Annotated in this window: 22 protein-coding genes; 13 read left to right on the forward strand and 9 right to left on the reverse strand. The window is 69.0% G+C overall.

Annotation, left to right across the window (positions count from 1 at the left end; all coding sequences use genetic code 11):
• Positions 1-54: 54 nt before the first annotated feature.
• Positions 55-2,172 carry an ATP-dependent DNA helicase UvrD2 gene (locus AB0M51_RS30725; protein WP_344193295.1) on the reverse strand — a complete coding sequence of 706 codons (2,118 nt, stop codon included), beginning with the start codon at positions 2,170-2,172 and terminating at the stop codon, positions 55-57.
• A gap of 99 nt (positions 2,173-2,271) precedes the next feature.
• Between AB0M51_RS30725 and AB0M51_RS30730 the strand changes: the two genes are divergently transcribed.
• Both AB0M51_RS30730 and AB0M51_RS30735 read left to right on the forward strand, forming a co-directional pair.
• A complete protein-coding gene (locus AB0M51_RS30730; protein WP_344193294.1) occupies positions 2,272-2,511 on the forward strand; it encodes a mycoredoxin in 240 nt (79 codons plus the stop codon).
• 90 nt (positions 2,512-2,601) lie between these two features.
• A complete protein-coding gene (locus AB0M51_RS30735) occupies positions 2,602-4,959 on the forward strand; it encodes a hypothetical protein (protein ID WP_344193291.1) in 2,358 nt (785 codons plus the stop codon).
• Here AB0M51_RS30735 and nudC read toward each other — a convergent pair whose 3' ends face one another.
• Positions 4,960-5,874 (reverse strand): NAD(+) diphosphatase, encoded by a 915-nt coding sequence (nudC, locus tag AB0M51_RS30740; RefSeq protein WP_344193288.1) that lies wholly within the window; start codon positions 5,872-5,874, stop codon positions 4,960-4,962.
• 39 nt (positions 5,875-5,913) lie between these two features.
• Between nudC and deoD the strand changes: the two genes are divergently transcribed.
• Both deoD and AB0M51_RS30750 read left to right on the forward strand, forming a co-directional pair.
• A complete protein-coding gene (gene deoD / locus AB0M51_RS30745) occupies positions 5,914-6,627 on the forward strand; it encodes a purine-nucleoside phosphorylase (RefSeq protein WP_141853487.1) in 714 nt (237 codons plus the stop codon).
• A 182-nt stretch (positions 6,628-6,809) separates the two neighbouring features.
• Entirely contained in the window at positions 6,810-7,187 is a 378-nt protein-coding gene (locus AB0M51_RS30750) for a hypothetical protein (RefSeq protein ID WP_344193286.1), read from the forward strand.
• Between the two features lie 3 nt (positions 7,188-7,190).
• On the opposite strand, the gene AB0M51_RS30755 is transcribed toward AB0M51_RS30750, so the two are convergent.
• Complete coding sequence (locus AB0M51_RS30755; protein ID WP_344193284.1) at positions 7,191-7,817, reverse strand: TetR/AcrR family transcriptional regulator; 627 nt, start codon at positions 7,815-7,817, stop codon at positions 7,191-7,193.
• Positions 7,818-7,978: 161 nt separating this feature from the next.
• Between AB0M51_RS30755 and AB0M51_RS30760 the strand changes: the two genes are divergently transcribed.
• From AB0M51_RS30760 to AB0M51_RS30770, 3 genes are read left to right on the forward strand one after another with little or no spacing between them, the layout of a single operon-like run.
• A complete protein-coding gene (locus AB0M51_RS30760; RefSeq protein ID WP_344193281.1) occupies positions 7,979-8,785 on the forward strand; it encodes an SDR family oxidoreductase in 807 nt (268 codons plus the stop codon).
• On the forward strand, positions 8,785-9,909 hold the full coding sequence (locus tag AB0M51_RS30765) for a DUF5938 domain-containing protein (protein ID WP_344193279.1): 1,125 nt from the start codon (positions 8,785-8,787) through the stop codon (positions 9,907-9,909). The genes AB0M51_RS30760 and AB0M51_RS30765 overlap by 1 nt, the downstream gene beginning before the upstream one ends.
• 10 nt (positions 9,910-9,919) lie before the next feature.
• Positions 9,920-11,485, forward strand: coding sequence for an AMP-binding protein (locus AB0M51_RS30770; RefSeq protein WP_344193277.1), 1,566 nt, complete (start codon positions 9,920-9,922; stop codon positions 11,483-11,485).
• Here the strand turns inward: AB0M51_RS30770 and AB0M51_RS30775 are convergent.
• Positions 11,471-12,142 (reverse strand): GPP34 family phosphoprotein, encoded by a 672-nt coding sequence (locus AB0M51_RS30775; protein ID WP_344193274.1) that lies wholly within the window; start codon positions 12,140-12,142, stop codon positions 11,471-11,473. The two genes, AB0M51_RS30770 and AB0M51_RS30775, sit on opposite strands and share 15 nt — an antisense overlap.
• 119 nt (positions 12,143-12,261) lie before the next feature.
• On the opposite strand from AB0M51_RS30775, the gene AB0M51_RS30780 reads away from it, so the two are divergent.
• The 3 genes from AB0M51_RS30780 to AB0M51_RS30790 are packed head-to-tail and all read left to right on the forward strand — an operon-like array spanning position 12,262 to position 15,068.
• Positions 12,262-12,849 carry a GNAT family N-acetyltransferase gene (locus AB0M51_RS30780; RefSeq protein WP_344193272.1) on the forward strand — a complete coding sequence of 196 codons (588 nt, stop codon included), beginning with the start codon at positions 12,262-12,264 and terminating at the stop codon, positions 12,847-12,849.
• Complete coding sequence (locus AB0M51_RS30785; protein ID WP_344193271.1) at positions 12,849-14,537, forward strand: IucA/IucC family siderophore biosynthesis protein; 1,689 nt, start codon at positions 12,849-12,851, stop codon at positions 14,535-14,537. The genes AB0M51_RS30780 and AB0M51_RS30785 overlap by 1 nt, the downstream gene beginning before the upstream one ends.
• Before the next feature lie 39 nt (positions 14,538-14,576).
• Positions 14,577-15,068: a Uma2 family endonuclease gene (locus AB0M51_RS30790; protein ID WP_344193269.1), complete on the forward strand. Its 492-nt coding sequence runs from the start codon at positions 14,577-14,579 to the stop codon at positions 15,066-15,068.
• 46 nt (positions 15,069-15,114) lie between these two features.
• Here the strand turns inward: AB0M51_RS30790 and AB0M51_RS30795 are convergent, their stop codons facing one another.
• Both AB0M51_RS30795 and AB0M51_RS30800 read right to left on the reverse strand, forming a co-directional pair.
• The gene (locus tag AB0M51_RS30795; RefSeq protein WP_344193267.1) at positions 15,115-18,339 is read right to left on the reverse strand and encodes an ATP-dependent DNA helicase; all 3,225 of its coding nucleotides are present in this window, start codon (positions 18,337-18,339) and stop codon (positions 15,115-15,117) included.
• A complete protein-coding gene (locus AB0M51_RS30800; protein ID WP_344193264.1) occupies positions 18,339-21,557 on the reverse strand; it encodes an ATP-dependent DNA helicase in 3,219 nt (1,072 codons plus the stop codon). Before AB0M51_RS30800 ends, AB0M51_RS30795 begins: the two co-directional genes overlap by 1 nt.
• A 114-nt stretch (positions 21,558-21,671) precedes the next feature.
• On the opposite strand from AB0M51_RS30800, the gene AB0M51_RS30805 reads away from it, so the two are divergent.
• Positions 21,672-22,586, forward strand: coding sequence for a hypothetical protein (locus tag AB0M51_RS30805; RefSeq protein ID WP_344193262.1), 915 nt, complete (start codon positions 21,672-21,674; stop codon positions 22,584-22,586).
• A gap of 7 nt (positions 22,587-22,593) precedes the next feature.
• Here the strand turns inward: AB0M51_RS30805 and AB0M51_RS30810 are convergent, their stop codons facing one another.
• From AB0M51_RS30810 to AB0M51_RS30820, 3 genes are read right to left on the reverse strand one after another with little or no spacing between them, the layout of a single operon-like run.
• Positions 22,594-22,884, reverse strand: a complete 291-nt coding sequence (locus AB0M51_RS30810) for an MGMT family protein (protein WP_344193260.1) — start codon at positions 22,882-22,884, stop codon at positions 22,594-22,596.
• Between the two features lie 9 nt (positions 22,885-22,893).
• The gene (locus AB0M51_RS30815; RefSeq protein ID WP_344193258.1) at positions 22,894-23,733 is read right to left on the reverse strand and encodes a TIGR03560 family F420-dependent LLM class oxidoreductase; all 840 of its coding nucleotides are present in this window, start codon (positions 23,731-23,733) and stop codon (positions 22,894-22,896) included.
• A 48-nt stretch (positions 23,734-23,781) separates the two neighbouring features.
• Positions 23,782-24,048, reverse strand: a complete 267-nt coding sequence (locus AB0M51_RS30820; protein WP_130439916.1) for a DUF2277 domain-containing protein — start codon at positions 24,046-24,048, stop codon at positions 23,782-23,784.
• 78 nt (positions 24,049-24,126) lie between these two features.
• Between AB0M51_RS30820 and AB0M51_RS30825 the strand changes: the two genes are divergently transcribed.
• Both AB0M51_RS30825 and AB0M51_RS30830 read left to right on the forward strand, forming a co-directional pair.
• Positions 24,127-24,768, forward strand: a complete 642-nt coding sequence (locus tag AB0M51_RS30825; protein ID WP_344193256.1) for a TetR/AcrR family transcriptional regulator — start codon at positions 24,127-24,129, stop codon at positions 24,766-24,768.
• Positions 24,765-25,544, forward strand: coding sequence for a maleylpyruvate isomerase family mycothiol-dependent enzyme (locus AB0M51_RS30830; RefSeq protein ID WP_344193254.1), 780 nt, complete (start codon positions 24,765-24,767; stop codon positions 25,542-25,544). The genes AB0M51_RS30825 and AB0M51_RS30830 overlap by 4 nt, the downstream gene beginning before the upstream one ends.
• Positions 25,545-25,594: the final 50 nt, after the last annotated feature.

A 25,594-nucleotide genomic window follows, 5' to 3' on the forward strand; every position in this document is an offset into this window, starting at 1 on the left:
GTCGTCCAGGATGCGCCGTGCTTCGCGTGCCTGGCAACAGAATTGACAGAATTGTCAGCGGGTGCAGAGGTTGACGATCTGCTCGCCGTACTTCGCGATCTTGGTGTGGCCGATCCCCGGGATCTGCCGGAGCGCCTGGGCGTCGGCCGGCCGGGTCTCGGCGATCGCGGTGAGCGTGGCGTCGGTGAGGATCACGAACGCCGGCATCTTCTCGGACTCCGCCTGCTCGGTGCGCCACTCGAGCAGCGCGTCGTACAGCTTCTGATCCATGGTCGACGGGCAGTCCTCACAGCGGCCGAGCTTGCGGGCACCGGGGTCGAGCAGGCCCTTGCCGCACACCCGGCACTTCGGGATCGGCCGGTCGGACCGCTGCGACCGCGCGGGACGTTCCCAGCCGGCCGACGTGGGCGGGGTCCACTCCGTGCGCGCCGTACGGACGCCGATCGGGTCCAGGAACCGCGTCGGCCCGCGGGTCCCGCGGCCGCCGGGCGAGCGGGAGGTCGACCAACTGACGAACAACTGCTGCTTCGCCCGCGTCACGCCGACGTAGAAGAGCCGCCGCTCTTCCTCCACCTGGGACGGAGTCTGCGCGTACGCGATCGGCAGCGTCCCCTCGTGGGCCCCGACGATGAAGACGCACTCCCACTCGAGGCCCTTCGCCGCGTGCAGCGTGGCCAGTGTGACGCCCTCCGCGAGCGGCGCGTGCTGGATCGTCGCCCTCCGGTCGAGCTCGGCCATCAGCTCGGGCAACCGCGCCTCGGGGTGCTGCGCGGCGAAGTCGGCCGTCATCGTGACCAGCGCGCTCAGCGACTCCCAGCGGTCCCGCACCGCGCCGGTCCCGGTCGGCGGCTCAGCTGTCCAGCCGGCTCCCGCGAGCACGCCGGTGACCGTCGTCAGCAGGTCGTCCCCGACCCCGCCGGCCTTCACCTGCCCCCGCAGCAGTACGGCGGCCTGCCGGATCTCGGCCCGCTCGAAGAACCGCTCCGCACCCTTCAGCACGGTCGGGATCTTCCGCTCGGCCAGCGCCTGCTCGAAGTTCTCCGACTGCGCGTTGGTCCGGAACAGTACGGCGATGTCGCGCAGCGCGACGCCCTCGTCCCGCAGCCGGACCACGGCGCGCGCGACCGCGTCCGCCTCCGCGACCTCGTCGGAGTACTCCCGGTAGACCGGCACCGGGCCGGCCTCCTTCTGCGAGCGCAGCGTGACCCGGCCCGGCAGCCCGGTCGGTCCGGCCGCGTCGAGGATCTTGTTCGCGACGTCGACGATCTGCGGGGTCGACCGGTAGTCGCGGACCAGCTTGATCAGCGTCGCCGACGGGTGCCGGGACGCGAAACGGACCAGGTTCTCCGGCTCGGCGCCGGCCCACGAGTAGATGGTCTGCGCCGGGTCGCCGACCACGCAGACGTCCTCGCGGCCGCCCAGCCAGAGGTCGAGCAGCGACTGCTGCAGCGGCGAGACGTCCTGGTACTCGTCCACGACGAACGTCCGGTACTGCCGCCGGATCTCCGCCGCCACCCGCTCGTCCTCCGCGAGCAGCGCGACCGCGCAGAGCAGCACGTCCTCCAGGTCGATCCGCCCGCGCTCCATCTTGACGTCCTCGTACGCCGCGAACACCCGGGCGATCGTGGCGGGGTCGAAGGCCGCGAGCGTCCGCCCCGACTTCGGCGCGACCTTCGCGTAGTCGTCCGGGCGGACGTTGCTCACCTTGGCCCACTCGACCTCACCGGCGAGGTCGCGCAGCGCCGGGGTGTCGACGCGGATCCGGCAGCGCGACGCCGCCTCGGTCAGCAGCGGGAACTTCCGGTCCGCGATCGGCGGCAGCTCCCCGCCGTACACCTTCGGCCAGAAGAACCGGGCCTGCCGGAGCGCCGCCGAGTGGAACGTGCGGGCCTGCACGCCCTGGACGCCGAGCTGGGCGAGCCGCCCGCGCATCTCCCCGGCCGCCCGCTGGGTGAATGTCACCGCGAGCACCCGGACCGGGTCGAACGTCCCGGTCCGGACGCCGTACGCGATCCGGTGGGTGATCGCCCGGGTCTTCCCGGTGCCCGCGCCCGCCATCACCACGACCGGCCCGTGCAGGGCGGTCGCGACCGCCCGCTGCTCCGGGTCGAGCGCCTCCAGGAGCTCGTCGGCGGAGGCCGGTCGTGTGAAGTCGCTCACGGACTGAGACATGCGGGAACAGCACCACCTGGACCATGGTTCGAATACGTCGAAGGCCACCCTAGACGGGACGCCCGACAAAAACCCCCTCCAGCCCAAGGAGTCAGCCCGATGGCTGCTTTCACGATGTACTCGACCCCGTGGTGCGGCTACTGCCACCGCCTCAAGGGCCAGCTGAAGCGTGCCGGTATCGAGTTCACCGAGGTAGACATCGAGCAGGTCCCGGAGGCCGCGGAGATCGTCGAGAAGATCAACAACGGCAACCAGACGGTGCCGACGGTGGTCTTCGCTGACGGCACCGCGATGACCAACCCGTCGCTCGCCCAGGTCGCGGAGAAGCTGGCGGCGTAATTACGGCCTCAGGCCATAATGTGCGAGTTATGGACTTTACGGCCATGACCGTTATACCTTGCGATGAACCACGTCGCAGGGAGTCCGCCCATGTTCTCGCGCCGTCAATTCCGCCATGCCCTGATCACGTTCGCCGTCGCGCTCGGCCTGCTCGCCCTGAGCGGGCTGCGCGCCACGGCGGCCCCGCCGGGTGACGTACCGCACCCGTTCCCCTCGGAGAACTGGCCGCTCGGCCCGGCGACCAAACCGTTCGCGCCGTCCACCGAGGTCATCAAGGACCTCGGCTCTCCCGTCAGCTCGCTGACGATCATGGAGGGCGCCGTCGGCCACACGCCGGACGGCCGCGACGTCGTGTACGCCGTACCTGCCGGTGAGAACGCCCGGCTGAACGTCGTCGACCTGCATTCGCGCCAACTGCTGCGCACTGTCCCGCTGCCGGGAGCAGCCGGCGGCTGGGCCATCGTTGTGGTGCCCAACGGCGACGTGTACCTCGGTACGTACGCCAACGCGCACCTGTACCGCTACAGCCCGGTCACCGGCGAGGTGACCGACCTGGGGCAGCCCATCCCGGGCCAGTCCCAGATCTACGGGCTCACGGCCGACCCTGAAGGCAACGTGTACGCCGGGACTTACCCCAACGCCCACGCGTTCAAGTACGACCCGACGACCGGAGAGGTCACCGACTACGGCTCGCTGGACCCGGTGCAGCAGTACGCGCGGTCCACCGTCTACGACCCCGACCACAACAAGCTGTTCGTCGGAGTCTCCACTCCTAACGCCCGGCTGCTCCGCATCGACGTCGCCACCAAGGCCGTCGAGGACATCACTCCCCCGGGTACGACAGCCAAGGACTTCATCGACCTGGACTACGCGGGCGGGAAGGTGTTCGCCAACGCCAGCAGCCGCCTGGTCGTGGTGGACGCGGTAACCGGCGAGCAGGTCAAGTACACCGACGCGACCACGGGCCAGCAGGTGATGGACTACCCCATCGCCGCCCGCGGTGTATCAGCAGCCGGCCCGGGTGGCGTCTACTTCACCGACAACAAGCTGGCCCTCACGCACTACGACCTGGACACCAACACGGTCGGCCCGGTGACGCCGGCCCGCACCCTGACCCGTGGAGCATCCATCGGGTACGGCTGGGTCACAGAGAACGGCGTTCCCGTCCTGTACGGCCTGGCGGGGAACTACTCGGGTGGGACGTTCCGCTACAACCCCGCGGACGGGACACTCGCGCAGTGGAGCTCCCCGTTCCAGTACGTGCCCTCGCCGCTCATGCACGAACTGGCCGACCCCAGCACGGGCAAGGTCTTCGTCAACGTCTATCTGAACGGCTCTACCGCCGTCTACGACCCGGCCACGGGTAAGTCCACCGTGACCACCCGCCAAGGCCAGGTAGAGGGCTGGGCGTGGGACGGCCACGGGAAGATGTACGTCGGCATCTATCCGTACGGAAGGCTCTCGCTCTGGGACCCGACGCAACCCGACAGCCCCACCAACCCGAAGGAGCTGTTCAGCCTCGTCGACAGCGACCACCAGAACCGGCCGGTCGCCGTAGTACCCGACGGCGACCACGTGTACGTCGGTACCACCCCGGCGTACGGCGAATACGGCGGCGCGCTGACCGTGTACGACGTACCGACCGGAAGCCACACCGTCTACCGGAACCTGGTGACCGACCAGACGATCGCGTCGATCGTGCCGGACGGGAACGACGTCTGGCTCGGCTCCAGCATCGAGGGCGGCCAGGGCACCGACCCGAAGGCCACCGAGGCGCATCTGGTCAAGGTGGATCCGGCTACGGGGCAGGTGCTGACTGACGTCGTGCCGGTGCCAGGTGCGGCCAGCATCAACGAGCTGATCGACGGGCCGGACGGCAACGTATGGGGTCTGGCTGACGGCATCGTGTTCGCCGTTGACCCGGCCACGGGTGCGGTGCAGCGGCTGCTGCCTGTGTTCAGCGGAGCGACCGGTTCACAGGACGGCGCACTCTCTTGGCGCGACGGGTACCTGTACGGCGTGACAGGTGGACGGCTGTTCGTTCTGGACATCCTGAGCGGCCAGGCGACGATCCTGCGGGACCGCGGCCTCAACCGGCTCACCCAGACGCCGGACGGCACCTATTACACGCTGCTGCGTCCGGACGGGTACATCAACCCGACCAACCTGGCGTCGTACACCCCACCTGTCGATCCGTGTCCGCAGTCCGACGTGCGGCCTACGGTGTGGACCGGCAACATCGACAGCCACGTGCAGAACCGCTTCCTGACGTACGGCTGCACGCTGACCGACGTGCTACCGAGTGCCAAGGCCAGTTGGCCCAGCCACAGCGCGTACGTCGCCGCCGTCGCCGTCAAGGTCCGTCAGCTCGAACAGGACGGTTCTATCCAGCGCTGGGAGGGCACGCTGATTCTGGTCGCCGCTGCCCAATCCGACGTGGGGAAGTAGTCAGCCGAGGCTCTCGCCGTACCAGCCCTCGATGAGGCGGCGGGAGATCGAAATGGCGCCCGGGAGGCGCATCGTGCCGGCTTCGATCAGTGCACGAAGGTCCTCCCGGGTGAACCATCGCGCGTCGGAGATCTCGTCGCCGTCCACCTCGATGTCGAAGCCCGTCGCCTTCGCGTAGAACCCGAGCATCAGGCTGGCGGGCAGCGGCCACGGCTGGCTGCCGGCGTACAGCACCTCCGGCCCGACGATCACACCGCTCTCCTCGAGCACCTCACGGCGTACGGCACCCTCGAGCGACTCGCCGGGCTCCACGAAGCCGGCCAGCGTGGAGTACTGCCCCTCCGGCCAGGCCTGGTTGCGGCCGAGCAGGGCACGGTCCTGGTCGTCGGTGACCAGCACGATGATCGCGGGGTCGGTGCGCGGGAAGTGCGACGCGCCGCAGTTCGGGCAGTGCCGGACGTGGCCCTCTTCCACCACCTCGGTGTGCTCGCCGCAATTGGCGCAGTGCGTGTGCACGGCGTGCCAGTTGGCCAGCCCGATCACATGGACCGCGGCCCCGGCCTCCCGGTCGTCCAGTACGCCCCCGATCTCTCGCAGGCCGGCGTACGACTCGTCTGCCTCGCCATCGACCAGTACGGCGAACACGGCGCGGCCGTCTGCCGTCATACCGGCACCGGACACGCGGTCGATGCCCAGGAAGACGCGCAGGCCGTCAGGCGCCTCGGACGGAGGTACGAAGCGCAGGGCACTCCGGTCGTCGGTCACCTGGATCCTGTCGCCGGCAACCGCGACCACCTGGGTGTCAGTCGACCCCCAGGCCTTCTCCAGCCAGTCGTTGTCACGCCTGCGGTCGGCCGCACGGTCCAGGACCGAGCGAGACAGTGTCAAGGAGCCAGGAGCAATGGAATAGGCCACGTGACTCAACCTACCCCGCGACCGTGAGAGCATCCCCGCATGAGTATTCACATCGCCGCCGAGAAGGGGCAGATCGCACCGCGGGTGTTGTTCCCGGGGGACCCGCTGCGGGCCAAGTGGATCGCGGAGACCTACCTGTCGGACGTGATCTGCTACACCGAGATCCGCAACATGTTCGGGTTCACCGGCACATACAAGGGTGAGCGCATCTCCGTGCAAGGCTCCGGTATGGGCCAGCCGTCCGCGTCGATCTACGCGAACGAGCTGTTCGAGGAGTACGACGTCCAGACGCTGATCCGGGTGGGTACCTGCGGCGCGCTGACCGAGGCGGTCCGGGTCCGGGACGTGATCGTGGCGATGTCCGCGAGCACCGACTCGCAGATGAACCGGCTGCGCTTCCACGGCATCGACTACGCGCCGACCGCCGACTACAAGCTGCTCCGCGCGGCCGTCGACGCGGCCGAGGCAGCCGGGCTGAACGTGCACGTCGGCCAGGTGTTCTCCGGCGACCTGTTCTACAACGACCGTCCCGACCTGGTCTCGCGGACCGCGGAGTACGGCGTGCTCGGCATCGAGATGGAGGCCGCCGCGCTGTACACGCTGGCCGCGAAGTTCGGCCGCCGCGCGCTCGGCATCATGACGGTGTCGGACCACCTGATCACGCACGAGGTGACGTCCGCGGAGGAGCGCCAGACGACGTTCTCCGAGATGATCACGATCGCGCTCGACGCGGCGATCGAGGTGCCGGTCTGAACCGCCGGCTCGTCGCAGCACTCGCCTGCGCGCTGCTCGCCGGCACGGCCGCTTGCTCCGGAAGCAAGCCCGAATCGGCGAGCAGCCCGAGCACCTCCAGCACACCGTCAGTTCAAGCAAGTAGCGGCAGCACGCCCTCCGGACCGGAGGAGAAGCTGCCGGACCTGACACCCGCACAGGTCGTGGCTGCCTTTTCGAGCCACAGCTACCAGTGCAGCACCGACGAGGCGTACCAGACCTGCAGCAAGGGCACTACCTCCGCACAGGTACTGATCGGCACCCAGCCGCGCCCGGCCGTGCTGTCCTTGCAGGCAACCGGCGTCGCAGCAGAGGCAGCTGCCGCGCTGACCGAGTTCGCGCCACAGGCGTTGGAACTGGCGCACGTGAACCCACGCGGTCAGATCGTCGACTGGCTCAAGCAGCAGTCCGGCAAGGCAGCCGGCAAGACCACCGCCGGCACCTGGACCGTCGAGTACTCCACCGAGTCCGACAGCGACCAGCCGGGCGCCATCCTCACCCTCACCGACACCCTCTGCAAGGTCGACTGCGGCGCTGAGTGAGGACTACGCCGTGACGAGCTTGGGCAGGACCTGCATGAGCCGGTCGGTCAGCAGGGCCGGGGTCTTGTCCGGGTTCGCCGCGTAGCCGACGACGGCCTGCTCGAACAGGCCGTCGACCAGGGCGTACGCCGTCGGTGCGTCGACGGACGGCGTTGTCCCGGTGAGGTCGGCGTACCGGGAGAGGATCCGCCAGATCATCGCCTCGAGGAGCTTGTCGATCTCCTCGACGTCCGGGCGGAGCTGCTCCTCGAACATGCTCTGCGCGCGCAGGTCGTACCAGAGCTTGTGCATCGGGGTCTCCTCGACCAGCGTCTGGGTCATCTTGCCCAGGAAGCCGGTCGCGAGCTCTGCCGCGGACGTCGCGGTCTCGACGACCTCGTCGTACCGCCGGGCGCACTTGGTCTTGTAGTAGCGCACGCAGTAGCTGATCAGGTCGATCTTGTCGCGGAAGTAGTAGTGCACGACGCCGTGGGTGAACTCGGAGTTGTTCGCGATCTCGCGCAGGCTGGTGCGCGCGTACCCGAGCTCGCCGAGCGTTTTCAGGGCCGACTCCGCGAGCGCGACGCGGCGGCGCTCGATCTTGTCGATCCCGGAGACGCGGGCGGGCCGCTCCTCGGCCGTGGACGCCATCGCAATCACCTCACTCTCGGGTCGTTGCGTCAGGGTACCCCGGCGCTGGACCGGGCGCGTCCCCTCGGGCGAATTTTCTTGACAACTGTCAAACAAAGTCTTGACGAGTGTCAAAAGGCTGAGCACAGTGTGAACAACCCGTGCGAGCAAAGGAGCTTCAGATGGGCGCACTCGATCTCACCGGCCGCAAGGCCCTGGTCACCGGCGGCGCGCAGGGCCTCGGCGAGGGCATGGCGCGCGCCCTCGCGGCGGCCGGCGCCAAGGTCGTGATCAGCGATATCCAGAAGGACGCCGGCGAAGCGGTCGCCGACGCGCTCGACCAGGAGTACGGCGGCGGCAACGGCTTCGTCGCCCATGACATCACCGACGACGGCGACTGGGAGAACGCGGTGGTCGCCGCCAACGACGTCCTCGGCGGCCTGGACATCCTGGTGAACAACGCGGGGGTGGAGATCACCAGCCTGCTCACCGAGGTCACCGCCGACCAGATCCGCAAGATGCTCGAGGTGAACGTGCTCGGCACCACGCTCGGTATCAAGTGGGGCCTGCGCACGATGCGGCCCGAGGGCCTCGCCGGTCAGGGCGGAGCGATCATCAACGTCGCGTCGGTCGCGGCCACGATCGCGTTTCCGGGCATCGCGGTGTACTCCGCGACCAAGTCCGCCGTCGACCGGCTCACCCGGGTCGCGGCGATGGAGTCCGGCAAGCTCGGGTACGGCGTCCGCGTCAACTGCATCTACCCCGGCCTGGTCCCGACCGCGATGGGCGCCGGCCTGGCGAACGACGTCGCCCAACTCGGGCTGTTCGAGTCGCCGGACGCCGCCGTCGCCGCGGTCGTCGGGCTGACCCCGGCGGGCCGGCTCGGCGAGGTCTCGGACATGGCCGACGCGGTCGTCTTCCTGGCATCGAACGAGGCCCGGTTCATCACCGGCATCGGCCTGCCGGTCGACGGCGGAATGGGGATGTGATGGCCACCAAACCTGTCGTTGTCTACGGCGCCTCCGGCTACACCGGGCGGCTGGTGTGTGAGTACCTCAGGCACTATCACGTGCCGTTCGTCGCCGCCGGGCGCAGTGAAGACAAACTGAAGGCGTCGATGGAATCCAGCGTCCCGGGCATCGAGACGGCGGACTACGAGATCGCTGCTGTCGACCATGACGTCGCATCGCTGACAGAACTGTTCAACGGCGCCTCCGTGGTGCTCAACACCGTCGGCCCGTTCAGTGAGCTCGGCCCTGCCGCTGTAGAGGCAGCCCTTGCGGCAGGTGCGCACTACACGGACACGACCGGCGAGCAGGACTGGCTGATGACGTGCGACGAGAAGTACGGCGCACAGTTCGCAGAGGCCGGACTCCTCCTGGCGCCTGGTATTGCACAGATGTACACGACCGGTGAGATCGCGGCCCAGCTGTGCCTGGAGGAGCCAGGACTGGACACGCTCGACATCGCGGTGTTCTGGGGAGGCAGTCCGACGATCGCCTCGACCCGCACGATCCTGGTGAACGCTGCGACGTCCAAGGCGCACTTCCTGGAGCAGAACGCGTACGTCGAATTCCCCGAGCAGGGGCTGGTGCCATTGGTGGTTCCAGGGCAGCACGAGCTGGCGTTGTCACTGCCTTGGGGAGGTACTTCGCATCCCGTCTGGTTCAAACGGGATCCACGGGTTGCCAACTGCAAGGCACAGGGTGGTGTGTTCAACGCTGCGCTGATGAACGGCGTACCGCAGATCGTTGCCGCCGCACTGGAAGCTACGAAGGACATGACCCCGGAGGACCGCAACACGGCGCTTACCGAGACGGCACGTCAGGTGATGAACCAGATGCCGCCGCGGGAGAACCCACGCGTCAACAAGTCGCTGGACTCGGTCCACGCGTCAGGGCCGCTCGGACGGGCGCACTGCGTCATCCACGGCAACAGCAACTACCAGCAGACCGGTCTCTTGCAGGCGTTCGCGGCGTACTCCTTGCTGCAGACCCCGCCGAAGCGGGTGGGCTTTGCGAGTGGTTGCCAGGCGTTCGGTCACCGCGAGTTGCTCGGCGTACTGCGGAGCTTCGGGCTGGTGTCGGAGCCGCAGCTGACGGTACAGAACTAGGGCAACGCTGATGCGACTGGTCGAGTACCTGGACAAGGGCGCCTCGCTCGCGCCGGACGCCGCCTGTCTCACCACGGACGGCGAGACGCTGACGTACGCCGACGTACAGCAGCTCTCGTACGTCATTGCGGGTGCGTTGGCGGCGACCGGCGTACGCCCTGGCGGGAAGGTCGCGATCCTGTCCGCGAACGACCCGGTGGCGTTCAGCTGCGTGTTCGGGATCAGCCGGGCCGGTGCGGTCTGGTGCCCGATCAACCCGCGCAACGAGGCCGCCGAGAACCGGGAGCTGCTCGACCAGTTCGACTGCGAAGTACTGATCTACCAGGCGGCGTTCGCGCCGTTGGTGGATCGCATCCGCGACTCACTGCCGAAGATCCACACGTTCGTGTGCCTCGACGGTGAGCCCACAGACTCCGGCCCCACCCCCCACCCTGCTGGCCGGAGAACTGTCGGCTGGGACGCGTTCTGCGGGGGCGCGTCCCAGCCGGCGCCTGATCTCACCGATCCGGACGACCTGGCGATGATCGTCGGCACCGGAGGTACGACAGGGCGCCCGAAGGGAGTCATGCTCGCCAACTCCAACCTCGAAACGATGACCGCGCTCACGCTGATGGGGTACCCGTTCGGCACGCGGCCGGTCTACCTGGCGCTGGCACCGCTCACCCACGCGGCGGGCGTGCTGTGTTTCCCGGTGCTCGCGTCCGGCGGCGAGATCGTGATCATGCGCACTCCCGACGTACATGCGTTCCTGGAGCTGATCCCGCGGCACGGGGTGACGCACACGTTCCTGCCGCCCACGCTGATCTACATGGTGCTCGCAGCGCCGGAGCTCGACTCCACAGAGCTCTCGTCACTGCAGTGCTTCTGGTACGGCGCCGCGCCGATGTCGGTCGCCCGGCTCGAGGAGGCGTTGCGGCGGATCGGGCCGGTGATGGCGCAGTTGTTCGGGCAGACCGAGGCGCCGATGATGATCTCGATGCTGCCGCCGGCCGCGCACTTCGATGCTTCGGGCAACATTGCGCGCGACCGGCTGTCGTCCGCGGGACGGCCGGCGCCGCTGGTCACGGTGGCGATCATGGGCGCGGACGGGGCCCTGCTGCCGCACGGTGAACGCGGCGAGATCGTGGTCCGCGGATCGCTGGTGATGAAGGGGTACTACCGCGACCCCGACGCCACGGCGGCCGCGTCGGCGTACGGTTGGCACCACACCGGAGACATCGGCTACCTGGACGACGACAACTACCTGTACATCGTCGACCGGGCGAAGGACATGATCATCACCGGCGGCTTCAACGTGTACTCCACCGAGGTCGAGCAGGCGTTGATGGCACACGCCGCCGTCCAGGACTGCGCCGTGATCGGTCAGCCGGACGAGAAGTGGGGCGAGCGGGTCGTGGCCGTCGTACAGCTGCAACCTGGCGCTTCGGTGGACGCCGCCGAGCTGATCGCGTTCGCGAAGGCGCGCATCGGCAGCGTCAAGGCACCGAAGGAGGTGCTGGTCTGGCCCGACCTGCCCCGCTCCAAGGTCGGCAAGGTCGTCAAACCGGACATCAAGGCCCGCCTAGCCGCCGGCTGACGCTCCAGCAGTCGCCGACACCACAATGGCTGCTGTTACGGCGGCCTGCACCTCCGCGACCGCTTTCTTGACCGCAGCAGCGGCCCAATCGGAGTCTGCGATCTCCTTTGCACGCTGCTTGAGCGCGCGGTTGTCCACCGCGTCGGTGATGACCTTCGGCACGACGTTGAGCGCGCTGAGCAGGGCAATGAGCGCAGCCGTGCGCTGGTCGGGCGCCAGGCCCTGCCTGAGCACGCCCTCCAGCTGAGTGCGCACTTCCATCTCGTGCCGCGCGTCCTTCGCCGGCCAACGCGTCACGGGGAACAGCCCGAGCACCTTGCCCTGATCCGCTTCCAGCACGCCTCGCTGAGCGAGCCTCGCGAGCAACTGGTTTCGCAGGTGCTTGGAGAGCGGCTTGATCTGATCCTTGGGCTTCTTGCCCGGCTTGTCGATCACGTACGACAAACGCTCGTCCAGGATCGGGTCACCGGTCGGGGCGCCGTCCAGCACCCGCAACCGCCCGGCCTTGCCCTCAGTGGTGATGTCCAGCTTCTGCTGCAGCGTCAACTCGATCAGCACCGCCCCGGCCAGCGAGAAGTCCAGCCCGGGAGCTCCGGTGATCGGCTTGCCGGTCTGGTCGTCGTACAGAAGCAGCAGCAGGTCCTCTGCGATCAACATGCCCCCAACGTAGGCAGGACGGGCAGTGTGACGCATCCGCCTCGCGGACTACTTGATAGATCCGCCTTCGGTTCGAGTAAGGTAAGCCTTAGCTTACCCCAGCCGCCCTTGGAGTCGCTATGACCAGAGCAGTGCCCGAGCCGACGTACCGGCGGTTCGTCGCCGGGCTCGGCGCCCTCAGCATCAGGCCGTTCGACCTCGGCACGGACGTGCGCACACTGCACAGTTGGGTCACCCAGCCGTACGCGCGGTACTGGGGACTGCTGGACGCGTCGGTCGACGACGTCCACGCGGAGTACCGGCGGATCGCTTCGACCGCGCATCACCGGGCGTTCCTCGGCGAGCACGACGGGCGGCCCGCGTTCCTGACGGAGCGGTACGCGCCGGCGTACGACGCGGTCGGCACGGTGTACGACGTGGCGCCGGGCGATGTCGGGATGCACGTATTGGTCGGGCCGCCGGTCACCCCGGTCGCCGGGTTCACCGCGGCGGTGTTCGAGACGATCATGGACAGCCTGTTCAGCGATCCGCTGGTGGACCGGGTGGTGGTCGAGCCCGACGTACGGAACGAGAAGATCCAGGCGCTCAACGCGCGGATGGGGTTCCGCAAGCACAGCATCGTGACGTTGCCGGACAAGCGGGCGTGGTTGAGTTTCTGCACCCGGGACCAGTACGCGGACGCACTGCGGATGAACGAGGCGGGTTGATGGACAACTGGCCGGTGGTCAACGAGGCGTTGGTGCGGAAGGCACTGGCGGAGTTCACCCACGAGCGGATCCTCTCTCCCGTTGCCGACGGCAATGAGTATGTCGTCGGCCGGTACCGGTTCGCGGCACGGCGGTATCCGTTGAACCATTGGGACATCTCGTCGGTGGTGCGTGACGACGGACTGCCGGTGGATGCGATGGAGTTCGTCACCGAGTTCCATCAGCAGCTCGGGATCGGGCGCGAGATGCTGCCGGTGTACCTGGAGGAGATCAGTAGCACGCTGGCGTCGGCGGCGTACAAGTTGTCGAAACCCGACCTGACCGCCGCGGACCTGGTCGGCGCGGACTTCCAGACCATCGAGGCCGCGATGACCGAGGGGCATCCGTGCTTCGTGGCGAACAACGGCCGGCTCGGATTCGGACTGTCGGACTATCTCGCCTACGCGCCGGAGACCGGCGCTGGTGTGCGACTGACATGGATCGCGACAAGGCGGGACCGTACGACGGTGTCGTGCAGTTCGTCACTGACCTTCGAAGAGCTGCAGCGGGCGGAGCTGGGTCAGGACGTCCTGACACGGTTCGCCGCGCTCGCCGATCCGGCTGAATACGTATACATGCCGGTTCACCCTTGGCAGTGGGACAACAAGACGTCGATCACGTTCGCGGCGGACATCGCGCAGCGGCACATCGTTCATCTCGGATCGACCGACGACGTCTATCAACCGCAGCAGTCGATCCGGACGTTCTTCAACCGGTCGGAGCCGGCTCGGTGCTACGTGAAGACCGCGTTGTCGGTGCTGAACATGGGGTTCATGCGCGGGCTGTCGCCGTCGTACATGGCCGCGACGCCGGCGATCAACGACTGGGTGCATTCGGTCGTCTCGAACGACCTTGTTCTCAAGCGGTACGGGTTCAGCGTGCTCCGGGAGGTCGCGGCCGTCGGGTACCACAACCGGTACTACGAGAACGCGACGGACAAGACGTCGCCGTACCGGAAGATGCTGTCGGCACTGTGGCGGGAGAGCCCGGTGCCGTCGCTTGAGCCGGGTGAGCGACTGGCGACGATGGCGTCGCTGCTGCACGTCGATCGGCACGGCGCGTCGTTGGCGGCCGCACTGGTGCGCGCGTCCGGGCTGGCACCGGCGGACTGGGTACGGGCGTACGTCGACGCGTACCTCATCCCGTTGCTGCACAGCTTCTACGCCTACGAACTGGTGTTCATGCCGCACGGCGAGAACCTCATCCTGGTACTGCGGGACGCGATCCCGATCCGGGTGATCATGAAGGACATCGCGGAGGAGATCGCCGTACTGAGTCCGGCGACTCCACTGCCGGACGAGGCCGAGCGGGTGCGGGCCGACGTACCCGACGACGAGAAGCTGCTGTCGATCTTCACCGACGTCTTCGACTGCATCTTCCGGTTCCTGGCACCGCTGCTGGAGCGCGAGGGCGTGCTGACCGTGGACGAGTTCTGGGCGGTGGTCGCGTCGTCGATCCGCGACTACCAGGCGGCGACCCCCGAACTGGCGGAGGCGTTCGCGAAGTACGACATCTTCGCGCCGACGTTCGCGCTCTCCTGCCTGAACCGGCTGCAGCTCCGCAACAACCAGCAGATGGTCGACCTCACCGACGTCGCCGGCTCACTGCAGTTCGCCGGCACCCTGGACAATCCGCTGGCCTGTGGATAACTTCCGCGGCGGTACGCCGGAATGGTCCACGCTGGTGTGGTGCCGACAGCAGAAGCCACCCGGGACGGCCGCCGCTACGAAATCCTCGACGGCCGCCTCCTGGTCACCGGACCCCAGCCACCCGCCCACCACGCCGCCGTGATCGCGCTGATGGTGCAGCTCAAGCACGCCTGCCCATCGGATCTCCTGGTGGCTGTCGGTTCCCTCCCCTTCCGCCCGACCCCCACCACAACCCTCCGCCCCGACCTCATGGTCTGCCACCGCGACACCCCGGTCACCGAGCCACCCGTGCTCGCGGTCGAGGTCATCTCCGCCACCACCCGCACCACGGACGTGGTCCTCAAACGCGCCCTCTACGAGACGCACCGGATCCCGTCCTACTGGCTCCTCGACCCCACCACCCAAGAACTCACCATCCTCGAACTCACCCCCACCGGCTACACCTGCCAAGCCGTCCTCCAGTCCGAAGAATCCTTCGAAGCCATCCACCCCTTCCCCATCACCCTCACCCCAGCAACCCTGTGCAGCTGACAAAGACCGGGTTTCCAGGCGCCGGCAGACCTGGCTGTCCAGCAGCTCAGCCGTTCAGCAGGTCGATGAGTTCTTGTTTGTCCGGGAGGTTGTCGGGGCGGATGATGTCGCCGGTGCGGACGTAGTAGAAGGCGGCGGTGATGTGGGTGAGGGGGATGTTGAGGAGTTCGGACCAGGCGACGCGGTAGATGGCGAGCTGGAGGGGGTCGGCGGATTCGCCGCGGGTGGTTTTCCAGTCGATGACGTCGTAGCCGCGGGAGCCGTCCGGGCGGACGAGCTGGTAGACGGCGTCGATGCGGCCGCGGATCACCCGGCCGTCGAGGGCCAGGGCGAAGGGGGCCTCGATCTCGTACGGCGTGGTGTCGCCGAACGGGCCGTCGCGGAAGGCGTCCATCAGGTCGGTGAGGTCGGTGTCGTCGACGATGTCCTCGTCCGCGGCGCCGGGGAGGTCGTCGGGGTCGAGCAGGAGCTGCTGGCCGAAGTAGCTCTCCACCCAGGCGTGGAAGCGGGTGCCGAACCGTGCCGCCCGGTTGGGTTTGCGGGGCATCGGGCGGGCGAGGTCCGCGGCCAGGCCGTTCGGGTCCTTCGCGAGGCGCATCAGCTGGGTCGCGGACAGTGCGGCCGGCAGCGTCACGTCGTACGCCTTCCGGCTCCGGCTTTCCTTTGCCTCTGACAACAACCGCTCGATCTCGGAGTCCCACCGCGCCACGGTCGCCTGTTCGTCGAGCAGCAGCGACTCCTCGGCATCAGCAGACGGACCTTCGGCCCGGGCCTGCTGCACCAGGGCGGCCGCGTCGAGCCGGCGCTGGAACGCGTCCCGGTCGTACGGCGCCGGCCACGGTGCCTGGGTCTGCTCCGCTAGCTCCGGGTTCTCGTCGGACAGGTCGGGCTGCTCGGCCCACCGCACCACCCGCTCACCGGCGTGTTTCTTCAGCGTCGACAGGTACGACGAGGGTCCGCGCGGGCGCTTCTGCGTCGGGCCCCACCAGTGGCCGGTCGCGACGAGCAGTTCCTTCGCGCGGGTGAACGCGACGTACCCGAGCCGGCGCTCCTCCAGCGCGTTCATGTCCTTGCACTCGTCGGAGAACACCTTGAGCCCGGCGTTCGTCAGGTCGTGGATGTCCGGCAGCGTGTCCGCGTCACCGCGCAGCGGCCACGGTAGGACCTTCGCGTTCGTCGTCCACTTGTCCCGGCCGCGGTCCGACGGGAACACCTTCGACACCAGCGTCGGCACGAACACGATCGGCCATTCGAGCCCCTTCGACCGGTGCGTGGTCAGCAGCTTCACCGAGTCGGCCTCACTCGGTACGGCGAGGTCGAGACCGGCGGCGTACTCCTCCTCGGCGGCCAGGTACGCGAGCAGACCGTCCAGCGAACCGTCGGACTCGGTCGACACGAAGTTGCCGACGGCATCCAGGAACGCCGCGAGGTGGTCGCGGCGTCCGGCGTCGACGTGGTCGGGCGTCGCGGTCAGCTCGACGTCCAGGCCGATCGTGCTGATCACCCGGCGGACCAGATCCAGCAACGGCTCCCCCGCGTGCGCGCGCAACTCGCGAAGCTCGACAGACAGCTCCTTGAAGCGCACCAAGGCCTCCGGCGCGTACTCCAGCGGCCCCGGATCGTCGACGGCCTCGGCGAGCGAACTGACCTCGGTCGAGTCCATCCCGGCGACAGCGGCGTCCAGGGCGGACACCAGATCGTCGGCCTGGGGCTGTGAGCCGCCGTCGGCGAGCATCCGGGCGCGGTTGGCGAGCAGGGCGAGGTCGCGGTGGCCGATCCGGTACCGCGGGCCGGTCAGGATCCGCAGCATCGCCGCGTTCGCGGTCAGGTCGTTGACCGCCTGCAGAGTCGCTACCACGTCGACGACCTCGGGCAGTGCGAGCAGTCCGCCCAGCCCCACGACCTCGACCGGGACCTTGCGCGCGATCAGCGCCTCGTGGACCGCGCTGAGGTCGACGTTCGTCCGCATCAGGATGCCGATGTCCTTCCAGCGGCGGTTCCGGGTGTTGTGCGCGGAGACGATCGCGTCCGCGACCCACTCGATCTCCTGCGAACGCGTCTCGAACAGCCCGACCGTGATCGCGCCCTCGGGCGCGTCGACCGGCGCCTCGAGCGGGATCACCCCGGGGTGCTGTTCGTACAGCTCGGCGGCGTGCTCGTTCGCGGCCGCGAGGATGCGGCTGCCGCACCGGCGGTTGACGCTGAGCACGTATCGCGACGCCGGCGAACCGTCGGCCTGCGGGAAGTGCGCCGGGAACTCGTCCAGGTTCGCGACGGACGCGCCGCGCCAGCCGTAGATCGCCTGGCACGGGTCGCCGACCGCTGTCACCGGGTGCCCGCGACCGTCACCGGCGGCGAACAAGGCGGTGAGCATCCGCCGCTGCGACACGGACGTGTCCTGATACTCGTCCAGCAGCACCACCTTGTACCGCGCGCGCTCGACTGCCGCGACCTCCGGGCACTCCTCCGCCAGCCGCGCCCCGAGCGCCATCTGATCCGCGAAGTCGACGACGCCCCGCTCCCCCTTGTACGCCTGGTATTCCTCGACGAGCTGCAGGATCTCCCCACGCTTCAACGCGGTCTCGGCAAGCTTCCGCACCTCGACCGTCTGCTTCCGCGCCGCGGCGACCTCCTGCCGTACGGCGTCGTCGTGCTCGCGGATGTCGTCCGGCCGGAGCAGGTGGTCCGCGAGCTCACCGTCGAGGGCCAGCAGGCTGTTGACGAGCGTCGGCACGTGATGCGACGCGAACCGGATCGGCCCGGCGGACCGGCGGACGACGCGCCCCGCGAGCTGGAACCGGGTGGCATCGGCCAGCACCCGCGAGTCCGGCTCGAGGCCGAGACGCAGCCCGTGCTCGGCGATCAGCGTGCCGGCGAAGGCGTGGTACGTCGAGACGACCGGTTCGCCCGGCTCCTCGGGTTCCCAGTTCGGGATGTTGCTGCGCAGGTGTGCGGCGAGGATCGGGTGCTGGTCCCTGGGCAGTGTCGAGCCGAGGACGCCGGCCTTCGTCAGGTCCTCGCGAATCCGGACGTCGAGCTCGTTCGCCGCCTTCTTCGTGAACGTCAGCCCCAGCACTTCCTCCGGCTTCACCTGTCCGGTACAGATCAGCCACACCACCCGCGCCGCCATCGCGGTCGTCTTCCCCGACCCGGCCCCCGCGACAATCACCCCCGGCGCCAGCGGCGCGGTGATCGCCGCCAACTGCTGATCGGAGAACGGAATCCCCAGCAGATCGCACAACTCGGCGGTGGTGCGCAGCTCGACAGCCATCAGACGATCTCCCGGCCTTCGGGCTGGATCGGGCAGAGCGCGCGCGCCTCACAGCGCGCGCAGCCGTCGTTGCGGGTGGCAACGAAGTCTTCGGAGCGGATCATCTTCTCGGCGTCGTCGACGGCCTCGTCGAGCCACGTCCGGCCGTCCTCGTCGGTCTCCAGCGGCCCCTGGTGCTGGACCTTCGGGAAGCCGCCGTTGTCGTCGTGGCGGAGATGGACCAGCTCGGCGCCGCCGGCGGTCGCCTTCTCGCCGAGCTTCTTCAGCTGGCGGGAGTTGATCGCGCGCTGGTAGATCGCCAGCTGCACGTGCCGCGCCAGCGCCGGCTTGGTCGGGATGTTCCGCCCGGTCTTCAGGTCGACCACGCGGACCGTCCCCTCCGGATCGGTCTCGATCCGGTCCATCCGGCCCTTCACCCGGACCGACGGGTGCTCCGCGTCCGGCAGCAGTACGTCGAAGTCCACCTCGGTGCCGACCAACGTCCGGTCCGGCCGCCCCTGGTGCCACGCGACGAACCGCCGCAACGCCTGCTCCGCCTCGGCCCGCTCCCGGTCCGAGATCCACGCCGACTCGAAGTCGAGCTGCGTCCACACCTTGTCGAGCCAGCCGTTCAGTTCGTCGACCGACGGCGGCAGCGTCCCGGTCGCGACCGCGTCCGCCAGCGTGTGCAGCACCATGCCGAACCCGATCGCCGACGTACTCGGCGTCTCCCCACCCGCACGCCGGGTCAGGAACCACCGCAACGGGCAGTCGACGATCGTCGTCAGCGCGCTCCCTGACAGCGGGACGGGCTGCGAAGGATCCGCGATCGGCCGCACCGACTCGGTCCGCTCCCGCACGCCCCACCAGCGCGCCGGGTCGGCCGTGGGCACCAACGCCTGCTCCCGGTCGTCCACAGCGTCGGCCAGCTGCGCCAGCCGATCCGCCGCGACCCGCTTCAACGCGGGCGACGACGCCGGATCCGCCAGCACGCACCGCAGATCCGCGACCAGACCGGGCAGCGACAACGGCCGGCGCGGCCGCCCCGCCACCAACTTCAAAGGAATGTCCAGCTCGGCAAGGAATCGGGAGGGTTGATCACCGTCCGCCTCCGGCGCCTGTACGGCGGTGACGATCAGCCGCTCGCGCGCCCGGGTGATCGCGACGTAGAACAACCGTCGCTCCTCGGCGAGGAGCGCACCCGCCGACAACGGGTCGATCAGACCGTCAGGCCCCAACCGGTCCGGCTCCAGCAACGACCCGCGCCGCCGCAGGTCCGGCCACTGCCCCTCCTGCACCGACGCCACCACGACCAGCCGCCACTGCAAACCCTTCGACCGGTGCGCGGTCATCAGCTGTACGCCGGCCTCGCGGTAGGTCCCGTCGAACCGGTTGTCGCCCGCGATGTCCAGCGACTCCAGCTCGGACAGGAACGCCGAAACCCCTTTGAAACCGACCTGTTCCTCGGCCCGCCCGGCCGCGTCGAACAGCGCACACAGCGAGTCCAGGTCCCGGTTCGCGGTCCGCGCCGTCTCGCCGCCGGCGCCGGCCTGGCCGCGCAACCTCCGCAGCCACGGCGAGTCCGACCACAGCGACCACATCACCTCGTCCGGTGCGGCGCCCGCGGTCACGATGTTCCTTGCCTTGAGCAACCGCTCGCCCAGCGCCGCGAACCGTGCCTCGGCCGGCGACGCCTCCTCGTCGAGCAGCAACGGATTCAGCAACGCCTCGCGCAGCAGCTCGTCCGACGACCGCGGCAACCGCTGACCGCCCGCCGCCTCCCGGTCGCGGCGCCGCAGTACCCGGGCCAGCCGCCGCAACTGCCCCGCGTCCATCGCCCCCAACGGCGACAGCGCCAACGCCCGGACGACGTCGACGGTGAGCGTCTCGGGATCCGCGACGGCCCGTAGCGCCAGCAACATCGGCCGGACGGCGGGCTCCCGCGACAGCGGCAACTCGTCGCCCGCGACGTCGACGGGAATCCCGGCCGCCGCCAACGCCCGGCGCAGCGGCGGGATCGAGCGGCTGCCGGACCGGACGAGCACGGCCATCTCGTTCCACCCGATGCCGTCCTGGACGTGCGCCCGGCGGAGCAGGTCCGCGATGTGCTCGAGCTCGGCCCCGCTCGTCGAGTACAGGTTCGCCTCGACCTTTCCCGGGCCGTACACACACGACGACGCATCCGGGTTCCGGAACCGCTCGAAGGTGTCCCGGTCCAGCGAACCCGGCACGCCGAGCCGGTTCACGACGTTCCGCGAGACGCGTTGCAGCGTGGTCCCGAAACGCCGCGTCGTACCCAACGCGATCTGCGCCGCCTCCGCGCCGTCCCGGGTCCGGAACTCGTCGGTGAACCGCAGCAGCCCGCGCACGTCCGCGCCGCGGAACGTGTAGATCGACTGATCCGGATCGCCGACCACGACCAGGTCGCGCCCGTCGCCCGCGATCGCCTGCAGCAGCTTGGTCTGCCCCGGGTCGGTGTCCTGGTACTCGTCGACGAAGACGGCCTTGAACTCGGTCCGCAGCTTCGCCTGCACCGACGGCTGCTGCGCCAGGATCACCGCGCGATGGATCAGCTCCGAGTAGTCCAGCACCTGCTCAGCGTCGAGCACCTGCAGGTACTCCTCGAAGAAGTCCCCGACCGCGACCCATTCGGCCCGCTCCGCCGACCGCCCGATCGCGGACAGGTCCTCCGGGTCCAGCCCCAGCTGCCGTGCCTTGCCGATCACCGCCTGCACCTCGTCGGTGAACCCGCGCGTCTTCAACGCCGGATGCAGACTGCCCGGCCAGTGCACCGCGCCGACCTCACGACTGCCCGACAGCGCCTCGGTCAACCGCAACGACTGCTCCGGCCCCGACGGAAGCCGCAGCGGTACGTCGAACGCGTCCGCCGGCGTGAACCGCCGCAGCAACGCGTAACAGAACGAGTGGAACGTCATCGACGGCATCACCCGCGTCGTCCGTCCCAGCCGCCCGGTGATCCGGTCGCGCAGCTCGGTCGCGGCCTTCCGCCCGAAGGTCAGCACCAGCACTTCGTCCGGACTCAGCCCACGGTTCCGAACCCGGTCGACGACGGCCTCCACCAACGTCGTCGTCTTCCCGGTCCCCGGTCCGGCGAGCACGAGCAACGGCCCTCCGGGGTGATCCACCACGGCCTGCTGATCAGCATCCAGGACAGGGGTCTCCGCCGTACGCCCCTCGGCCCGCACCAACCGGTACCGGGAACCCTGTCTGCTGACCATCGCCCCATCTCAACAGATCCCACCGACGTTTTTCCAAACGGGCGCACCGTAACTTTCCGGCTGCGCTCCGCATCTACCTCCTCGAAGGCACCCTCGACGAACAAGGAGCACCGAATGAGGACGATGCGGCACAGCGCCGCCCTCCTGGGGACGGCTGTTCTGCTGGCAGGTCTCGGGACCGCCACTGCATCTGCCGACACCAGCGCGACGAACCCGAAGATCGCGTCGATCTGCTCGCTCGATCTCGGCTCGATCACCAGCGGAGGCAACTACGTCGACCAGGTCCTGTCCGCCGCGAGCCCGCCGGTCGCGAGCGAACGCCGGGTCGGTCCGCAGGTCGCCGACCCGGGGGCCACCAAGGCCAGCGCGACCTGGGAGTTCTCGTACGACAGCCACGACGGCATCGTGGACCGCGGCTACGCGATCTACGGCACTTGGCTCTACAGCACGCTGATCGCCCGGCCGGCGGACGGGCCGTGGTGGGGTCAGGGGAACATCCAGGACGGGATGGGCGACTTCACCCAGCTCGCCCGGTCGGGCTACCCGAAGGGCGCCGAGCCGACCCGCGAGTACCTGTACGGGCTGCGCAACGACGGCGTGCTGTACCGGTGGAAGAACGACAACACCGGCTTCCACGCGCTCGGGACGTACGCCGGCTTCTCCGCGGTCAAGACCATGACGCTGATCAGCCAGACCGCGACGTACGACACGCTGCTGGCGACGACGCGGGGCGGCGCGCTGTACACGATCCGGATCCCGGTCACGTCACCGCTGAAGCCCGTGGTGAAGGCCGTCCGGACGGCAACCTGGCAGGGCTTCGAGGCGATCGTCGCGGAGAAGTGCGGCACCCAGAGCACCCTGCTCGCCGCCGTCGACCGGGACAGCGGGTCGGCGTACCTGTACGCCGTCGGGCACGCCAACGGCACCGCCACGGTCATCCAGGCGCTGGGCAAGGTGCCCGGCACGTTCAAGGACCCGGTCTACTTCCTGCGCACCTCGCAGGAAGGCACGCCGATGTACGGCGAGTAGACATGCGCTAGGGGTTCCAGCGGACCTCGCGCAGGTTCACGCGGCCGTTGGTGATTCGGACGCCGTCCGACCGGAGCCGGTGCAGTTGCTCGTCACCCACTTCGTCGGCCGGTACGCCGGACGCGCGGATCACCCGCCACCACGGCACGCTCGCGCCGTACTCGCGCATGATCGCGCCGACCTGCCGCGGTCCGCCCTGGCCGACGTACTCGGCGATGTCGCCGTACGTCGCGACGCTGCCCTCCGGGATCGACTCCACCGCCTGCAGCACCGCCTCGACGTACTCCTCCCGATCCACAGGCACAATCTAGGCGAGGGGGGCGAGCGCCTTCGCGAGCGGCTCCAGGACCGACGGCGGTGCGTCCAGCGGCAGGTTCATGATCACCAGGTCGACGCCGGCCTCGCCGTACGCCGCGGCCTCGGCGACCGCCTTGTCGAGCGGGCTGTCCGGGTCGATCCGAACGTTCACCGAGCAGGTGATCTCGTCGACGTTCCGGCCGACCTCCTCGCAGCGCTGGACCAGCACGTCCTTGAGCGTCTTCCACTCCTGCGGGTTCGGCACGATGACGTTCCACTGCTGCGCCCACTTCGCGACCGCGCGGAGCGTCCGGTTCGGGCCCTTGCCGCCGATGGTGATCGGCGGGTGCGGCGTCTGCACCGGCTTCGGGTTGCAGTACGCGTCGGTGAGCTTGATGTACTTGCCGTCGAAGTTCGCGACCTTCTCGGTGAGCAGCGCGATCATCGCCTGGGTGCCCTCGTCGAACCGGTCGAAGCGCTCCTTCAGCCCGTACAGCTCGATGCCGTAGGCCGCGGTCTCCATCTCGTTCCAGCCGGCGCCGATGCCGAGCTCGAGCCGGCCGCCCGAGATGATGTCGGTGGTCGCGGCCATGTTCGCGAGCACCGCCGGGTGCCGGTAGATCATCCCGGTCACCTGGCAGCCGAGCCGGATCCGCGAGGTCGCCTGCGCGAGCGCGGCCAGCGTCGTCCAGGCCTCCAGGTTCGGCCCCTGCATGTCACCGGTGAGCGGGTAGAAGTGGTCCCAGTGCCAGGCGGACTCGAAGATCTCGAACTCGTCCGCCGCGACCCACACGTCCCGCATCTGCTGCCAGGTGGTGTGCTCCGGCCTGGTCTTGATCGCGAACCGCATCCCGCGCCTCCCTCAGAGGTAACCGTTTCCCGAGGGCGACACTACCCCTCAGTCCAGGCCGAGGCGGGCGCGGACTTCGGGTCGGCGCAACGGCGGCACGGTCTGCGGTGGGGTGCGGCGGGCCGGCATCTCCTCGAGGAGCTGTTCGGTGATGCGGGCGACCTCGGTGGCCGCGCGCTCGATCGGGCCGCGGGTGGTCGCGCTCAGCGAGCCGACGCCGGTCACCTTGCGGACGTACTGCAATGCGGCCGCGTAGATCTCCTCGGAGGTCGCGGACGGCTCGAGTCCCCGGAGCACGGTGATGTTTCTGCACATGCCTTCAGACAGTACGCGCCACCGGGGACAGTCTACGAGGTATTGACATCCCTAATGCCATTAGGTTTTCCTCAAGGTATGAGCACTGCCGCGCCGGACCGCCGTACCCGCCGTCGCCAGGCGACGATCGCCGAGATCCTCGACGTCGCCATCGAGCTGATGAGCAGCGAGGGCGTCGCGGCGCTCAGCCTGTCCGCGGTGGCGCGGCGGCTCGGCATGCAGCCGCCGTCGCTGTACCAGTACTTCCCGTCGAAGAAGGCGATCTACGACGCGCTGTTCCAGCGCGGCAGCGAGCTGCAGCGGGACGCGTACCGGGAGGCGCTCGCCGGCGCGACGACGGACGATCCGCGCGAACTCAGCCTGGTCGCGGCGACGGCGTTCTGCCGCTGGTGCCTCGAGAACCAGGTGTACGCGCAGCTGATGTTCTGGCGGACGGTTCCCGGTTTCGAGCCGAGCCCGGCGGCGTACGCACCGGCGCAGGAAACGCTGCAGGACCTCCGGGAGCACCTGAAGGCCATGGCTGAGGCCGGCTACCTGCACCCGGAGGCTGCGTCCGACGAGGGGGTCGCGCTGTACACGTCGCTCACTGCCGGACTGCTCTCGCAGCAGATGGCCAACGAACCTGACGTCTCGTTCGACGACGGGCGCTTCATCCGGATGCTGCCGACCGTGCTCGAGATGTTCTACCAGCACTACGCACCTACCAGGGGGAAGAGATGACCGCAGTACTCGCGGAGCAGATCGGGCGGGCCGACCGGGCGCGCTGCCGGATCCACCGGGACGCCGAGCTCCAGGCGTGGCACGGCCTGCTCGCGTCGATCGAGGGGGACGAATGGCAGCGCCGTACGGTCTGCGACGAGTGGGACGTCGCGGACGTCGCCGGGCACCTGATCGGGCAGGCGGAGGACGTGAACAAGCTGACGTCGTTCCCACGGCGGTACCGGAAGGCGAAGCAGGTCTATCCGGACGTGCCGCGGATCGACGCGCACATGATGGTGCAGGCCGACGAGCACCGCGGTACGCCGCCGGCGCGGCTGCGGACGTCGTTCGACGAGGTGTGGGGGAAGGCGACGGAGCGGATCTCGACGGAGCCCGGCCTGTTGCGGCGGATGTCGATGACGTTCAACGGATTCCGGATGAACCTCGGGTACATCCACGACATCCTGCTGGCGCGGGACCTGTGGATGCACCGCGACGACGTCTGCCAGGCGCTGGGCCGGCCGTTCGACGTCGGTCCGTACGGCGGGGAGCTCGTCGCGCAGGTGATGTACGACGTGATCGACGGCCCGTGGTGGGGCGATCGACCCGCGGTCGAGCTGGAGCTGACCGGCGCGGGAGGTGGGACCTACCGACTCGGGAGGGGTACGCCGGTGGGTCGCGCCGCGGTGGACGCGGTCGGATACATGCGAACGCTGTCCGGACGCGACGACGCCCCAATGGTCACTGGTGACCCAGCGGCCATTGAGGCGGTCGCCTCATGCAGGATGCCGTTCTAGTACAAGCCCCCCGCCGAAGGCACGGGACCCACACCCCACGCCGAAGGCGC

Origin of the sequence: Kribbella sp. NPDC051137 (assembly GCF_040682535.1) — a bacterium.
GTDB classification, from domain to species: Bacteria; Actinomycetota; Actinomycetes; order Propionibacteriales; family Kribbellaceae; genus Kribbella; species Kribbella karoonensis.

Bases quoted from the DNA above. Each gene is read 5' to 3' on its own strand.
- AB0M51_RS30735 (WP_344193291.1), top strand. From the start codon at position 2,602: ATGTTCTCGCGCCGTCAATTCCGCCATGCCCTGATCACGTTCGCCGTC.
- AB0M51_RS30725 (WP_344193295.1), bottom strand. From the start codon at position 2,172: ATGTCTCAGTCCGTGAGCGACTTCACACGACCGGCCTCCGCCGACGAG.
- AB0M51_RS30730 (WP_344193294.1), top strand. From the start codon at position 2,272: ATGGCTGCTTTCACGATGTACTCGACCCCGTGGTGCGGCTACTGCCAC.
- AB0M51_RS30815 (WP_344193258.1), bottom strand. From the start codon at position 23,733: ATGCGGTTCGCGATCAAGACCAGGCCGGAGCACACCACCTGGCAGCAG.
- AB0M51_RS30760 (WP_344193281.1), top strand. From the start codon at position 7,979: ATGGGCGCACTCGATCTCACCGGCCGCAAGGCCCTGGTCACCGGCGGC.
- AB0M51_RS30795 (WP_344193267.1), bottom strand. From the start codon at position 18,339: ATGGCTGTCGAGCTGCGCACCACCGCCGAGTTGTGCGATCTGCTGGGG.
- AB0M51_RS30805 (WP_344193262.1), top strand. From the start codon at position 21,672: ATGAGGACGATGCGGCACAGCGCCGCCCTCCTGGGGACGGCTGTTCTG.
- AB0M51_RS30800 (WP_344193264.1), bottom strand. From the start codon at position 21,557: ATGGTCAGCAGACAGGGTTCCCGGTACCGGTTGGTGCGGGCCGAGGGG.
- AB0M51_RS30770 (WP_344193277.1), top strand. From the start codon at position 9,920: ATGCGACTGGTCGAGTACCTGGACAAGGGCGCCTCGCTCGCGCCGGAC.
- AB0M51_RS30765 (WP_344193279.1), top strand. From the start codon at position 8,785: ATGGCCACCAAACCTGTCGTTGTCTACGGCGCCTCCGGCTACACCGGG.
- AB0M51_RS30820 (WP_130439916.1), bottom strand. From the start codon at position 24,048: ATGTGCAGAAACATCACCGTGCTCCGGGGACTCGAGCCGTCCGCGACC.
- AB0M51_RS30780 (WP_344193272.1), top strand. From the start codon at position 12,262: ATGACCAGAGCAGTGCCCGAGCCGACGTACCGGCGGTTCGTCGCCGGG.
- AB0M51_RS30775 (WP_344193274.1), bottom strand. From the start codon at position 12,142: ATGTTGATCGCAGAGGACCTGCTGCTGCTTCTGTACGACGACCAGACC.
- AB0M51_RS30825 (WP_344193256.1), top strand. From the start codon at position 24,127: ATGAGCACTGCCGCGCCGGACCGCCGTACCCGCCGTCGCCAGGCGACG.
- deoD (WP_141853487.1), top strand. From the start codon at position 5,914: ATGAGTATTCACATCGCCGCCGAGAAGGGGCAGATCGCACCGCGGGTG.
- AB0M51_RS30830 (WP_344193254.1), top strand. From the start codon at position 24,765: ATGACCGCAGTACTCGCGGAGCAGATCGGGCGGGCCGACCGGGCGCGC.
- AB0M51_RS30785 (WP_344193271.1), top strand. From the start codon at position 12,849: ATGGACAACTGGCCGGTGGTCAACGAGGCGTTGGTGCGGAAGGCACTG.
- AB0M51_RS30755 (WP_344193284.1), bottom strand. From the start codon at position 7,817: ATGGCGTCCACGGCCGAGGAGCGGCCCGCCCGCGTCTCCGGGATCGAC.